The sequence below is a fragment of the Izhakiella australiensis genome (genome assembly GCF_002006995.1).
Lineage (GTDB): Bacteria > Pseudomonadota > Gammaproteobacteria > Enterobacterales > Enterobacteriaceae > Izhakiella > Izhakiella australiensis.
Genome location: NZ_MRUL01000001.1, coordinates 207648 through 220964, shown reverse-complemented (window position 1 = coordinate 220964; position 13317 = coordinate 207648). Strand labels below are relative to the sequence as shown.

Annotated in this window: 11 protein-coding genes; 6 read left to right on the top strand and 5 right to left on the bottom strand. The window is 53.3% G+C overall.

Translation table 11 applies throughout. From position 1 onward, the window contains the following. Positions 1–354 precede the first annotated feature (354 nt). From BTJ39_RS00935 to queF, 3 genes are read left to right on the top strand one after another with little or no spacing between them, the layout of a single operon-like run. On the top strand, positions 355–966 hold the full coding sequence (locus tag BTJ39_RS00935) for a helix-turn-helix domain-containing protein (RefSeq protein WP_078000785.1): 612 nt from the start codon (positions 355–357) through the stop codon (positions 964–966). A 36-nt stretch (positions 967–1002) separates the two neighbouring features. Further along, entirely contained in the window at positions 1003–1890 is an 888-nt protein-coding gene (locus tag BTJ39_RS00930; protein WP_078000784.1) for a queuosine precursor transporter, read from the top strand. Next, a complete protein-coding gene (gene queF / locus BTJ39_RS00925) occupies positions 1881–2714 on the top strand; it encodes an NADPH-dependent 7-cyano-7-deazaguanine reductase QueF (protein WP_078000783.1) in 834 nt (277 codons plus the stop codon). The genes BTJ39_RS00930 and queF overlap by 10 nt, the downstream gene beginning before the upstream one ends. Positions 2715–2929: 215 nt before the next feature. Here the strand turns inward: queF and pgtP are convergent, their stop codons facing one another. Beyond that, positions 2930–4318: a phosphoglycerate transporter PgtP gene (pgtP, locus tag BTJ39_RS00920; RefSeq protein WP_078000782.1), complete on the bottom strand. Its 1389-nt coding sequence runs from the start codon at positions 4316–4318 to the stop codon at positions 2930–2932. Between the two features lie 512 nt (positions 4319–4830). Between pgtP and BTJ39_RS00915 the strand changes: the two genes are divergently transcribed. The 3 genes from BTJ39_RS00915 to pgtA are packed head-to-tail and all read left to right on the top strand — an operon-like array spanning position 4831 to position 9261. Then, positions 4831–6027, top strand: a complete 1197-nt coding sequence (locus BTJ39_RS00915; protein WP_176110165.1) for an ABC transporter substrate-binding protein — start codon at positions 4831–4833, stop codon at positions 6025–6027. Then, positions 6024–8027 (top strand): two-component system sensor histidine kinase PgtB, encoded by a 2004-nt coding sequence (gene pgtB / locus BTJ39_RS00910; RefSeq protein WP_078000780.1) that lies wholly within the window; start codon positions 6024–6026, stop codon positions 8025–8027. The genes BTJ39_RS00915 and pgtB overlap by 4 nt, the downstream gene beginning before the upstream one ends. Continuing rightward, on the top strand, positions 8017–9261 hold the full coding sequence (gene pgtA, locus BTJ39_RS00905; RefSeq protein WP_078000779.1) for a two-component system response regulator PgtA: 1245 nt from the start codon (positions 8017–8019) through the stop codon (positions 9259–9261). Before pgtB ends, pgtA begins: the two co-directional genes overlap by 11 nt. Positions 9262–9357: 96 nt before the next feature. Here the strand turns inward: pgtA and BTJ39_RS00900 are convergent, their stop codons facing one another. From BTJ39_RS00900 to BTJ39_RS00885, 4 genes are all read right to left on the bottom strand, one after another. Then, positions 9358–10644, bottom strand: a complete 1287-nt coding sequence (locus BTJ39_RS00900; RefSeq protein WP_096777672.1) for an MFS transporter — start codon at positions 10642–10644, stop codon at positions 9358–9360. Positions 10645–10742: 98 nt separating this feature from the next. Beyond that, positions 10743–11675: an SMP-30/gluconolactonase/LRE family protein gene (locus BTJ39_RS00895; protein WP_078000778.1), complete on the bottom strand. Its 933-nt coding sequence runs from the start codon at positions 11673–11675 to the stop codon at positions 10743–10745. Continuing rightward, on the bottom strand, positions 11672–12622 hold the full coding sequence (locus tag BTJ39_RS00890; protein ID WP_078000777.1) for a hydroxyacid dehydrogenase: 951 nt from the start codon (positions 12620–12622) through the stop codon (positions 11672–11674). Before BTJ39_RS00890 ends, BTJ39_RS00895 begins: the two co-directional genes overlap by 4 nt. Then, positions 12622–13314, bottom strand: coding sequence for an RraA family protein (locus BTJ39_RS00885; RefSeq protein ID WP_078000776.1), 693 nt, complete (start codon positions 13312–13314; stop codon positions 12622–12624). The genes BTJ39_RS00890 and BTJ39_RS00885 overlap by 1 nt, the downstream gene beginning before the upstream one ends. Positions 13315–13317 lie beyond the last annotated feature (3 nt).

The window sequence follows — 13317 nt, the reverse complement described above, 5'->3', positions numbered from 1 at the left end:
AGTCATCCTATTTGCTAATTGATCATTATGCGTCTATTAACTAAGTTGGCCCCTGGTGCTGGAAGAAAGATAAACAGGCAATGGAAAGTTATTTCGCTGTTGTAATTACTGTCCTGATACAACAACTTAATACTTTCACCATAATAAAGTCAACAAAAAAGTTTACATATTGAATTTAAAAATGACAATTTTGTAATGAGGAAAGCGTTATCCCACTGATAATAATAGATAAAACCGCAAGACAATGAAGACATTAATGTTTGCTAAATGCATCTTTTAATGTAATCTTTTGCACAATCCATTAAACCGCTCGTTTCCGCCATTTGAGCGTGATAGCAGAAGGTATATTAAGCAATGACGATATCGGGCTCGCAAAGAAAGAACAATATAATCAATAACATAGAATACATAATCAGAAGCCGGGGCGAGACGAAAGTTTCCTTCTCAAATCGTACTGGCGTAACACGCGCAACCTTATACAAGATCCTTGATGGCAAAGTTAGCAATGTACATCGTTCAACCATAACCCGCATTGCTGATTTTTTTGGTGTCTCCTGTGAGGTTATTGAAAACCACGATTTAGAATCGATTGAATTGATTGAGAAAACAATTGCACCTGATGGCAACAAAAACCCGGCAGCTATTCCAGTAATTCCGCAATCTGATTTTATTTCTAATGCCGACAGCAGAATCGGTAACCTTGTTACTCAATATCCTGTTACATGGTACTTTGGCGATGTCTCAAATATGGTTGCTTTGTTAGTCGAAAACTGCATGAATAATATGTTTTATCCAGGGGATATTCTGATTATAAAACGTAATTCTTCAGCAAAAAACAAACAGTTTTCACTTTGTTACTCTGAAGAAAAAGGACTGTTCTTTAGAAAAAAAGATGACGGTATTGCTTATATTCCTCTGCAAGGAGAGTCAGTGCTGGGCACTGTCATTGAAGAAAGAATTCAGTAAGTTACTCATAGACAGAAATATTAAGGATAGTGAAAAATGATAGGGAATAAAAAATATAAACTACTGGGATTTAATCGATCAGATATAATTACAGCAAATGTCATGGTACTCTCGACCGGAAAGCACATTAATATTCGCTTGCAGGATCTCGAAGATAGTGAGATTACAGAGGATTTCAATCGAAATGAATTAAAAGCACTTTATCGACGGCTTTACGGTGATAAGGATATTGTAACGTCCTATGACCTCGGCGACAGACATGAGCGCTCTTGGTATGCTTATCTGATAATAAGCATCACATTGTCAGTAATTTATATTCTCAGCACGGTTAGCGGAGTTAAACCCATTCTTATTCCCGTGGTCAATTTTGTCATACCTCCCGCTATATTTTTCTACCCACTATCATTCATTCTTGTTGATATTATAAACGAATTCTATGGATTACGTATGGCAAGAAGAACAATATTCATCTCATTCACTTCGAACATAGTTTTTGTAACAGGATTATGGATAACCAGCCTGCTACCAGGTCTGCCGGAGTGGGAATTAAGCACGGCGTATAGTCAATTCGTTCACAGCATCATCGCCGTTCTCTTTGCATCTTCAGCAGCATATCTGATCTCTGAAAATATTAACTCAATGATACTTTGCAAAATAAAACAACTCACTAACTCCAGATATCTTTTTATACGTGTAATAACCAGCAATGTCATCGCATCAGCGATTGATAGCATCATATTCTGCACACTGGCATTCCACAACATTCTCAGCGTAGATACAATTAAGATCATGATTGTCTCGCAATTTATCATCAAGTTGGGCTATGCGCTAATCGGTGTCGGACCGATTTATGCTACCCGTGAGCTTTTCAGACGATATATCAATAAAGAAATTCATTCAAAACATACAAAGGAATGCATATGAAAACTGCAGAAATTACGCTGCTGGGTAAAAACACGAGTTACGTTCAGGACTATACTCCTGATTTACTTGAGTCGCTCCCACGCTCACGCGGCAGAGATGAAATCAGCATAAAGCAAGAAAACTTACCCTTCTCAGGGTTCGACCTGTGGACAGGTTTTGAACTTTCATGGTTGAACGGGAAGGGAAAACCTATCGTGGCGATTGCCGAGTTTTTTATACCGGCCAGCAGCGATAATCTTATCGAGTCAAAATCCTTTAAACTTTATCTTAACAGCTTCAATCAGACAAAGTTCGCCACACCAGAGAAGGTTCATAGCACGCTCGAAAAAGATTTATCGCAGGCCGCTGGGAGTAAAGTACAAGTAAAACTCTACATCAACCTCAACCATTATCCGGCTATTACTACAGATATACCTGATGAATGCATCGACCATCTGGATATTAATATCGATAATTATGAGTTCAACCCGGATTATCTTATCAACGCCACGTCTGAAGAGATTGTCTCGGAAACACTCACGTCAAACCTGTTGAAGTCTAACTGTCTTGTAACCAATCAACCCGACTGGGGAAGTGTAATCATCAGATATGAAGGCAAGAAAATTGATCGCGAAAAACTCCTTCGCTACCTGATTTCATTTAGAACCCATAATGAATTCCACGAACAATGCGTTGAGCGAATATTCACAGACCTCAACCATTATTGCCACCCGGAAAAACTGACTATATTTGCCAGGTACACCCGCAGAGGGGGACTGGACATTAATCCGTTCAGAAGCAATTTTGAAACAAGTTTACCGGTGGATCGGTTAATAAGACAATAAAGTCAAAAATACGCCTCCTCAGGAGGCGTATTTTATCAGGCATAATGCCTTTGCTATAAATATAAACCGATGATGCTTATTTCCCGGGTGATCCCCGGATGTCAGCCGTACAGGCAAGACTTAACGCTGTTCAGCACATCAGGATAACCCATTACCTCTCTTATGCCATTCCACAACATGATCCCTGGCTATACCGCGAAGCATGTACCCGTCGCCTACTGCGCCTGCGCCGGCTCCAGCCGCTGCTGGCTGGCGCCTTCCTGACGCTTACGCTCCAGCTCAAGGGCGCCGCGGTGAGACAGATAGCAGAACAGAATGCAGCAGATTACTCCGCCCATCAGCAGATAAAAGCCGCCGTGCCAGCCGACGCGGTCGACCATCACGCCAAACAGGCTGGTGCCGAGCGAGGCGCCGAATATATAGCTCATAAAGCCGCGCAGGCCGACGGCTGAGCCGACCGCAAAGCCGGGGACGATTTCCATAGTCTGCACCGAGGCGAGAAACTGCGGCACGTAAATCAGGCAGCCGACGATGGCGGCATAAATCGTCACCATCAGCAGCGAATCGCTTTCCCAGTAGCCAAGCAGACAGAAAAAGATCAGCGTCATGCAGATCATCGCCAGCGGCATACGGCGGCCTTTAAACAGTTTGTCAGACAGCCAGCCCGCCAGCAGGGTTGAGGGGATTGCCGCCCATTCAAAAAACAGAAACGCTACGCTCATCTGCTCTTTAGAAAAGTGTTTCACCGACAACAGATAGATTGGTAACCAGCTGATCATGCCAAAGCGCACCATATAGACGAAGACATCGACCATCGACACATACCAGGCATTTTTATTTTTCAGCACGTAGGTACAAAAAATCTGGAATGCGCTCATATTTTCCGGCGCCTGTCCGCTATGGCTGGCGTTGAGAGCCACTTTCTCTTCCGGCAGCATTTCTTCCAGCGCCGGTAACCCTTCGCTGCGCGGCGACCCCTTACCCAGTAGCAACACCACCGCGGCAAACAGCACGGCTATTGCTGCCGGAACGATATAGCCTGCGGTCCGCCAGTGCTCGCTGCCTAACAGCGCGAAGGCGGTACCAACGATCGGCGCGACAATACCGCCGCCCACGTTATGCGAAATATTCCAGAAGGCCCCGACGCGACCGCGCTCACGGCGAGGGAACCAGTTGGCGATGGTAATAAACGACGGCCCCACCCCCATGCCCTGAAACAGGCCGTTAAGCACCACCAGCGCCACAAAAATCCAGAACGCACTGCTGAAACCCAGCCCAAGGTTAACAACGGCGCACAGTATCAGGCCGCAGGCCATAAACACCTTCGGACTGGCTTTATCGGCCAGGCTGCTCATCACCCCTTTACTGATGCCATAGGCGATCAGCATACAGCTGCTGAGCATGCCTATCTGAGTGGCGCTCAAATCCAGCTGCTCTTTGAGGTAGGGCGTCGAAAGCGTGAAGTTATTGCGCACAATGTAATACGCCAGATAGCCGAGAAAAACGCTCAGCAAAGCCTGCATACGGTAACGTTTGTAAGTCGGCTCTATCTGTTCGGTCGGAATAGTTGTTGCTGCAACCTTGGGTTTTAATAATGAGAACATGATCGATACCTGTAATAGTTATCAATAAGGAGAACGAGGATATTAAATTCAGGAATCAGAATTTCGAAACAGATAGTGGGGTAATTAATCCGACAATACAATCCGCCCTGTATGAGTCAAATTTGACTCATATATAAATAAACCTACCCCTTTTTTGACTCAAATAATATTCAGAGTAAGAAAACTAAGTTCTCCCGGCAAGAGCGCGCTCTCTCCTTATATTTTCAGGATTTTCTCCGCCAGCCCGATCGCCTTAACAGTTTATCGCCGACAAAGGGTGTAACCTGTGCAGACGAAGGTCAAATTAAAAACCCATGAGCACATGCCACTTTTTTTTACTGTTTTTAAAATTGACCTTTTTGCCTCAAATAGAAAAAAGTTATTTTATTATTCTTGTTTCTATTTTATGAATACCATCACAAAGCTATCTGTAGCGCGAGGATAACAGAATGCTCAGGCGGTCAAATAAGAGTCAACCCAGATGGTTCCTGGCCGGACTGTTTCTGAGCCTGATGACAACCTTTTCCGTTCAGGCGAAAAAAAACGAGTTGGTCATCGCTACCACGTTTTCACCGGAGGCGACTGCCTATATCATCAGCCGCTGGCAGACTCAGCCGCAGTCGGTGGTGATCCGCACGCTAAATCGCACCAGTTCTTCCCTGGAACAGCTGCTGGATAGCGCTGGCGATGAAAATATCGATCTGGTTCTCACCTCCTCGCCGATGCTGCTGCAGCATCTGCAACAGCATCAGCGGCTGGCTGACTGGCCGGATGCGCCGCCGCAATCACAGCGCCTGGTGCCGGAGTCCATTCGCAGCACGGCGGTGGCGGTGGCTATTTCCAGCTTCGGTCTGCTAATCAATCAGCGCAACCTCAACGATCGTCACCTGGCGCTGCCGGCCAGCTGGGATGACCTGATGCAGGCCCGCTATCAGGGAACGCTGCTGATGAGCAGCCCGTCCCGCTCAGATACCAACCATCTGATGGTGGAGTCCCTGTTGCAGCAACAAGGCTGGCAGCAGGGCTGGCAGACCATTCTGAGTCTGGCGGGGAACCTGATAACCATCTCCAGCCGCAGCTTCGGGGTGGCCGATAAAATTAAAAGCGGTCTTGGCTCGGTAGGACCGGTTATCGACAACTACGCCAACCTGCTACTTGACGATCCCGACCTGACCTTTCGCTATTTCCCGCACGCCGTCGCTTCGCCAACCTACGTCGCGCAGCTCAAAAGCAGTCAGTACCCGCAGGAGGCCCGGCGCTTTGTGCTGTTTCTGCTCAGTCCTGAGGGGCAAAAGGCGCTGTCAGATACCAACACCGGAAAATATTCGATCATCCCAAGCCAGGAGGACAGCCCGCGAGCGCGCCAGCAGCACCTGTTACTCAACGCGCCGCCGCTCAACTACCGGCTGATCCTGCAGCGTCAGCGCCTGGTGCAAAAACTGTTTGATACCGCCATAAGCTTTCGCCTACCGCAGCTCAAAGACGCCTGGCGCGCGCTGCACAATGCCGAAGCGCGACTCAAACGCCCGCTGCCGGAAATCCGCAGTCTGCTTACCGCACTGCCAGTGAGCGAAGCGCAAAGCACTGACCCGCGTTACCTGGCGCAGCTGGAAAATAAGGCCCGGGCCGAGCAGCTAATGATGGAGTGGCAGCTGTTTTTTCAGGCACACCAGCGCCAGGCGATTACCCGGTTGGAGAACCTGAAATGACGTTGCTGAAATTCATTAAAAATCTGACTATCAGCACCAGCCTGCGCAGCGCATTTCTGATCGGCGCGCTGCTGACGCTGATCGTCAGCAGCGTCAGCCTTTACTCCTGGCATCAGCAAAGCTCTCAGGTCCGCTATGCCCTCAGCGATTACTTCCCGCGTATCCAGACCTCGTTTCTGATCGAGAATAACCTCAATCATTTAGTCGATCAGCTCAACGAGTTTTTACTGGCGGCAAATACCACTTTTCGCCTGAAATTGCGCAACCAGATTCTGCAGCATCTGGATGAAATAGGTACGCTCAGCCAGCGTCTCGACGCTCATGAGCGTCAGCAAATCGGGCTCACGCTCAGCGACAGCCGCCGGCTGCTCGCTCAGCTTGACCAGTCGCTGTACAACACTTTTATCGCCCGCGCGAAAGTTAACGAGATTACCGCTCGCATCAACTGGCTGCATGAAGACTTCACTTCGGAGATGAGCTCGCTGGTACAGGATTTCAGCTGGCAGCAAGGGGCGCTACTGGACCAGATGGAAGAAAAACCGGGAGCAGCGGCACACCGGCTGCAGGTCAACCTGCGTGCGGTTCAGAACGAACAGCAGCAGGTTTATACGCTGGCGCGCATCGAAAACCAGATAGTCGCCGATTTGCGCGACAGGCTAGCCGACGTTCAGTCCGGCGCGGAAGGCGCGGATAATATTGAGGGGCATATCCGCTATCTGAGCTATCTGAAGAAAACCGCGGATGAAAACATGCGCCTGCTGGAAAACCACCCCAGCACCGTCACCCTGCGGCAAACCATTGATGAGCTGCTGGATGTTGGCATGGCGGATAACAAAATGCCGGCGGCGATGCGGGAATATAATCAGGCGCAAGCGGCGCTAGAGCAGGCAACACAAGCCAAAGAACACACCCTGGCGCGCTTTCGCGCGCAGCTGGAGTCCCAGCTTAACGACAGCCATAGCAAAATGCAGACCTTCAACCAGCGCATTGAGCACACCATGCATTTTAGCGGCGCGCTGATCCTGGTGGCAACCTTGCTGGCGCTGCTGCTCGCCTGGCTACTTAATCATTATTTCATTCGCTCGCGCCTGGTCAGACGTTTTACCCTGTTAAATCAGGCGGTCGTTCATATTGGCCTCGGCGATAGCAACGCCGCAATACCGGTTTACGGTGAGGACGAACTGGGACGCATCGCCCGGCTGTTGCGTCATACGCTGGGCCAGCTGCATCAACAGCGTCAGCAGCTGGTGCAGGAGATAACTGAGAGAAAATCGGTCGAAAAACACCTGCGTGCCACCCAGGATGAGCTGGTGCAGGCTGCCAAGCTGGCGGTAGTCGGTCAGACGATGACCACCCTCGCCCATGAGATTAACCAGCCGCTCAACGCCCTGTCGATGTATCTCTACAGCGCGCGCGGCGCCATTAAAAACCAGCAAACCGCCAGCGCCAGCCTGCTGTTGAGCAAAGCTGAAGGGGTGATTGGCCGCATTGACGCGATCATCCGTAGCCTGCGCCAGTTCACCCGACGCTCAGGCGCTGACGCCCCCGCCAGCGCGGTTGATTTACGCCGCTCTTTGCTGGCCGCATGGGATTTGCTGGCGCTGCGCCATCAGCCGCGACATGCTTCGCTACAGTTAGCGCAAGGCGCGCCGCAGATACTCGGCGATGAAGTCCGTATTCAGCAGGTGCTGGTCAATTTGTTCAGCAACGCCCTTGATGCCACCCAGGATACTCCCGTTATTCAGGTTGAATGGGCGCTATCGGCAGAGGGCTGGACGGTAACCGTCGCGGATAATGGCGGCGGCTGGCCGCTGACGCTGGCCGATTCGCTGCTGAAGCCCTTTATTACCAGTAAGCAGGTGGGGCTGGGAATCGGCCTGTCGATCAGCGAGTCAATGATGAGACAGATGGGCGGCCAGCTGCACCTGGCGTCAACGCTTACTCGTAACGCCTGCGTTGTTTTGCAATTCTTAGCGACGGATATAAACCATGCTGACTAATCAACATAATATTCTATTAATTGACGATGACAGCGACGTACTTGATGCCTATACCCTGCTGTTGGCACAGGCCGGACATCGGGTGTTTGCCTGTCGCGATCCGCGGCAAGCGCAGACGCTGATCGGCGAAGCGTGGGCGGGGATCGTACTGAGCGACGTTTGCATGCCCTACTGCTCCGGCATTGAGCTGATGAAAATCCTGTTAAAGCAGGACCCCACCCTGCCGGTGCTGCTGGTAACCGGTCACGGCGACGTACCGATGGCGGTCGAGGCGGTAAAAAAAGGCGCATGGGATTTTCTGCAAAAGCCGGTCAACCCGGAGCAGCTGCTGAATTTAGTCGATAAAGCGCTGGCACAGCGTCAGGCGCGCCTGGTCCGGCGTCAGTGGCAGCAGGAACAGCTGGCGGATAATCTGATTGGCCGCAGCGAATGGGTCAGCCAGATGCGCCAGACGCTTCGCCAGCTGGCGGAGACGGATATCACGGTCTATTTTCATGGCGAAAGCGGATCGGGGCGAACGCTGGCCGCCTGCTACCTCCATCGCCTCAGCGCGCGCAGCGAACAGCCGGTTATCTTTGGCGACGTTGTTGAAGATCAGGAGGCACCGCTAAACCAGTGGATTGAACAGGCCGCAGGCGGCATGCTGGTCTTGCGCAATATTGAGCGGCTGACGCAGGCACAGCAGTATCTGCTGGCACATTCGCAGAGTCAGGATCCGCTGCCGTTTCGCCTGGTGGCAATCGGTCAACAGCCGCCGCTCGCGCTGGCTGGTACCCACCGTATTATCCCCGAGCTATATTACTGCTTCGCCCTGACCCAGCTATTTTGCCCGCCGCTGTCGCAGCGTCCGGACGATATCGAGCCGCTATTTCGTCATTATTTGCAGCAAGCCAGCCAGCGCCTGAATAATCCGCCGCCGGCACTGCCGCCGGATCTCTGTAAAAAGCTGCTTAAGCGCCACTGGCCCAATAACGTGCGCGAACTGGCGAATGCCGCCAGGCTGTTTGCCGTTGGCGTAATGCCGCTGGCCGACACCCCCACTCCGCTGCTGCACAGCGGTGAACCGCTACAGCTCGACAGGCGGGTTGAAGAGTACGAGCGCCAGATTATTGTCGAAGCGCTGAATATTCATCAGGGCAGGATTAACGACGTTGCAGAATATCTGCAAATCCCGCGTAAAAAGCTTTATTTACGGATGAAGAAATTCGACCTCGATAAACATCACTATCGCTGAAAAGCGTCGCCAGCCGCCGGCAATGGCTCACCCACAGAGCGAAATATTCAGCGCTGTGCGGCGAACCCGCCCGCTTTTGCCGGCGGCAGCCCAGGCTCACTCACTGCTACGGTAAGGATCGCGCACCGTTGCCACCGCCAGCGCGCCAATCAGTAACACCACGGATACCGACAGCAACGCCCACATAAAGCCACCGGACATCTGGCGCACATAGCCAATCAGTGACGGGCCAAAAAAACCGCCGAGATTGCCCACCGAGACGATAATCGCCAGGCCGCCCGCCGCGGCGTTCCCGGTCAAAAAGCCGGTTGGCAACGCCCAGAAGGAGGCCTGAAAGGCCAGAATGCCGCTCACCGTCAGGCAGAGCGCAACCATCTTAATAAACGCCAGGCTTACCAGCGCGCTGCATGCCAGCGAAACGGCGGCAATCAACAGCGCGCCGCTGATCCAGCGGATGCGATGCGCTGAAGCATTTGCCCTGCGCGCCCACAGCAGCATGCTGAGCGCGCCGCAGATATAGGGCAAGGCGGCAAGAAAACCGGTGGTGGTATGGCTGACGCCCAGCTGTTTAATAATTTGCGGCATCCATAAGCCGACGCCGATTGAACCAACGATGCCGCAAAAATTAATAAACGCCAGTAGCCAGAGTAGCGGGTTGCGCAAGGCGTCCTTCATGTCAGCCCCATGCTTCGCCGCAATCTGCCGCTGTTCCACGTCCAGCCGCCGCTGTAACAGATGCTTTTCCTGCATATCGAGCCAGCGAGCCTGCGCCGGGCGATCGTCGAGAAAAATCAGGCATAGCAGGCCCAGCAGCACGGCCGGCAATCCTTCAAGCATCAGCAGCCATTGCCAGTTACGGATATGCTCATGGCCCGTCAGCTGCATCAGAATGCCGGAAATGGGCGAGCCAATAATATTCGCCACCGGGATGCCGACCAGAAACGCGGCGGTAATTTTGGCGCGCCAGCTGCCGGGAAACCAGTAGGTAAAAAACAGATAGATGCCCGGTGTAAATCCGGCCTCCGCCATGCCAAGGCAAAAGCGCGCAATGGCAAAGCTGGTCGGACCGGTCACAAAAGCGGTGGCCATTGAAATCAGCCCCCAGGAAATCATAATACGGGCGATCCAGATACGCGCCCCGATCTTCTGCATCGCCAGGTTGCTGGGAATTTCAAACAGGAAATAACCAATAAAGAACATGCCGGCGCCAAAACCGAATTGTTCGGCGGTAATACCGAGATCGGCATTCATTCCCAGCGCAGCAAAGCTAACGTTGGTGCGATCGAGATAGCTGACGACGTAGCAAATAAAAATAAACGGCAGGATGCGACGAAAGGCTTTTGCCGCCGCCCGTTCGCTCAGGGCTTTGTCGCTGTGGCTCATCTCATCCTGCTGTGGATGCGTCTGGCTGTCGGACACGGCGTCCGTCGTGGTTTGTAGGGTCAAGGATATCTCCATAGCGCTCTGCGGCGCGGTCATATTTAGAATGCTGGAGTCGTAAGATAAGGAAGCTCAGCGCCAGGCGTCGGCAGGCTGCTGCGCAGGATAGTGCCGCTTACCGATTCAGTGATAAACAGCTGGTTATGTAACGCACCACCAAAGCACAGATTGGTGGTCGAGCGGCCAAGCGGGCTTATCAGGATGGTCGTCGGCTCCGCCAGATCGTTCAGCAACCAGACGCGTCCCAGCCCGGGATTGGCGATCAGCAGTTCGCCGCTGGCGTTGATCGCCAGCCCGTCCGGCCCGCTGGGGCCATGTGAGGTAAAGAACTGCCCCACTTTACTGACGGAACCATCCGCCTGCAGCGGAACGCGCCAGATGCAATTGCCGCGCGTCATCGCGACGTAAAGCAGCTTTTCATCGGGAGAAAGCACCAGCCCGTTAGGGCTGGGACAGTTAGCCAGCAACACATCCAGCCGACCATCTGGTGCCAGCCGGTATACCCGGCCGCTGGGATCGTGCAGCCCGGTTTGCCCCTGATCGGTGAAATAGAGATTTCCCCGGCTATCCAGAGTCAGATCGTTCAGGCCGCGAAAGCTCTCGCTGTTGCGCCGCGTCAGCCATGGGCGCAGCGAGCCATCCGTCAGCGAAAGCCGGATCAACCCATGGCGATAATCTGCGATCAGCAGCGTGTCAGAATCAATCAGCTTCATGCCGTTCGGTTCGCCGTCATACTGCGCCACCAGCTGCCATTCGCCCTCCATATCGACACGAAAAATTCGACCATAGGGAATATCAGTGACGTACAGGCAGCCGGAAGGATGCCAGACCGGGCCTTCAAGAAAGGAATCCACGGCGTGGCCGCCCCGGTTTGCCAGCGCCCAGGCATTGGTTGGATCCGGCTGCCGGAATGCGTCCGGCAGCCGGGTAAACACCTCGGCCTCACGCCCCTCCGGAGAGGTAAGAAACATCATGGAGAGACCCCTTCCTGCTGCAAAGCGTCATCCAACACCTTCAGCAGATTGCGCGCCGCCGTGGTGCCCATTTTGATATAAGAAACATCGCTGACGCCGCCAACATGGGGGGAAATGATAACGTTGTTGAGATGCTGCCACGGATGCGGCGCGCTAAGCGGTTCCACGCTAAAGCTATCCAGCGCCGCCCAGCGCAAAGGGCCATTGCGCAGCGCGTCGGCTAACGCCTCTTCGTCAATCAGGCCGCCGCGCGCAGTGTTAACCAAAATGGCGCCAGGTTTTACCAATGCCAGCATATCTTTATTGATCATGCCGCGATTCTGTTCGGTCAGCGGGCAGTGCAGTGAAATCACGTCTGCCTGCTCCAGCAGAGCGCTGAGCGTTTCCACCGCATCACATTCCGGCGGCAGCGTTCGGGCATAGGGGTCAAAGGCCACAACCTTCATGCCAAAGGCTTGCCCGATGCGCGCAACGCGCGAGCCGATAGCGCCAAGTCCAACCAGGCCCAGAGTACGCCCTTCCAGTTCAACGGATTTATGGGTCGCTTTGTCCCAGAATCCCTCACGCAGCCGCTTATCCAGCGGCAGCACGGATTTGGCGCAGGCCAGTATCAGCGCCCAGCTGTGTTCGGCTACCGCCGCGGCGTTAGCGCCCGGCGCTGAACAGACGGCGATGTTGCGCGCCGCCGCCGCCGCCTGGTCGATAACATCAATGCCGCTGCCGTGTTTGGAAATCACCCGCAGCGCCGGAGCGGCATCCATAATGGCCGCGCTAATCTTTCCGTAGCGTACCAGGATCGCCTGCGGATTGTGCTGCTGGCACAGCGCCAGCAGCTGCGCTTCCGTTGCCTGCCGGCCGGCAAAAACCAGCTCATAATCGCTGAGCATCTCCAGCGCTTCCTCAGCCAGATCGCTGCCGGTTATCAGAATCACTTTTTTGCCATTCATTACAGCGTCTCCCCGTGCGCCAGCATGCCAGCCTTTTGCAGCGCGCCTTCCAGCCAATGGGGACGCGTGTCGCCGGCGCGAATCGCGGCGATACGCTGGTTTTCACCCGCCAGCTTTTGCTCCGCCAGCGCAATGATGCTTTTTACTTCATCACGTGGGATCACCACCACGCCGTCCACATCGCCAACCACCAGATCGCCCGCCTGCACCGGCGCGCCGGCCAGGGAGATAGGATAATTGACCTTGCCTGGGATCAGCTTCGTTGGACCGCAGGGGTTAAGCCCGGCAGAAAACACGGGGTAGCTTTGCTGACTCAGCGCATCGGCATCCCGCACTGCGCCGTCGATGATGATGCCGGCAATGCCGGTAGCCTCAGCCTGAGTCGCCATGATTTCGCCCAGCAGCGCGCAGCTTAAATCGCCTTTACCGTCGACCACGATGACATCGCCCGGTTGGGCAACGGCCAGCGCCGCGTGTATCGCCAGATTGTCTCCGGGGCGAACTTCCACGGTAATCGCCGGTCCGGCAACCCGCATCTGCGGTGCCAGCGGCTTGATTCTGCCGTGCAGGGTCCCCCTGCGTCCTAGCACATCGGCAAGAATGGCGGCCTGATACTCAGCAGCCTGGCGAACCTCTTGCGCCGGAACGCGCTCAAACTGGCGGTTAATCATCGGTTTTACTGAATCAGACATCTG

What these genes read in the sequence shown, in the direction of transcription:
- BTJ39_RS00935 (WP_078000785.1), top strand. Translation starts at nt 355, where the DNA reads ATGACGATATCGGGCTCGCAAAGAAAGAACAATATAATCAATAACATA.
- BTJ39_RS00930 (WP_078000784.1), top strand. Translation starts at nt 1,003, where the DNA reads ATGATAGGGAATAAAAAATATAAACTACTGGGATTTAATCGATCAGAT.
- queF (WP_078000783.1), top strand. Translation starts at nt 1,881, where the DNA reads ATGCATATGAAAACTGCAGAAATTACGCTGCTGGGTAAAAACACGAGT.
- pgtP (WP_078000782.1), bottom strand. Translation starts at nt 4,318, where the DNA reads ATGTTCTCATTATTAAAACCCAAGGTTGCAGCAACAACTATTCCGACC.
- BTJ39_RS00915 (WP_176110165.1), top strand. Translation starts at nt 4,831, where the DNA reads ATGACAACCTTTTCCGTTCAGGCGAAAAAAAACGAGTTGGTCATCGCT.
- pgtB (WP_078000780.1), top strand. Translation starts at nt 6,024, where the DNA reads ATGACGTTGCTGAAATTCATTAAAAATCTGACTATCAGCACCAGCCTG.
- pgtA (WP_078000779.1), top strand. Translation starts at nt 8,017, where the DNA reads ATGCTGACTAATCAACATAATATTCTATTAATTGACGATGACAGCGAC.
- BTJ39_RS00900 (WP_096777672.1), bottom strand. Translation starts at nt 10,644, where the DNA reads ATGAGCCACAGCGACAAAGCCCTGAGCGAACGGGCGGCGGCAAAAGCC.
- BTJ39_RS00895 (WP_078000778.1), bottom strand. Translation starts at nt 11,675, where the DNA reads ATGATGTTTCTTACCTCTCCGGAGGGGCGTGAGGCCGAGGTGTTTACC.
- BTJ39_RS00890 (WP_078000777.1), bottom strand. Translation starts at nt 12,622, where the DNA reads ATGAATGGCAAAAAAGTGATTCTGATAACCGGCAGCGATCTGGCTGAG.
- BTJ39_RS00885 (WP_078000776.1), bottom strand. Translation starts at nt 13,314, where the DNA reads ATGTCTGATTCAGTAAAACCGATGATTAACCGCCAGTTTGAGCGCGTT.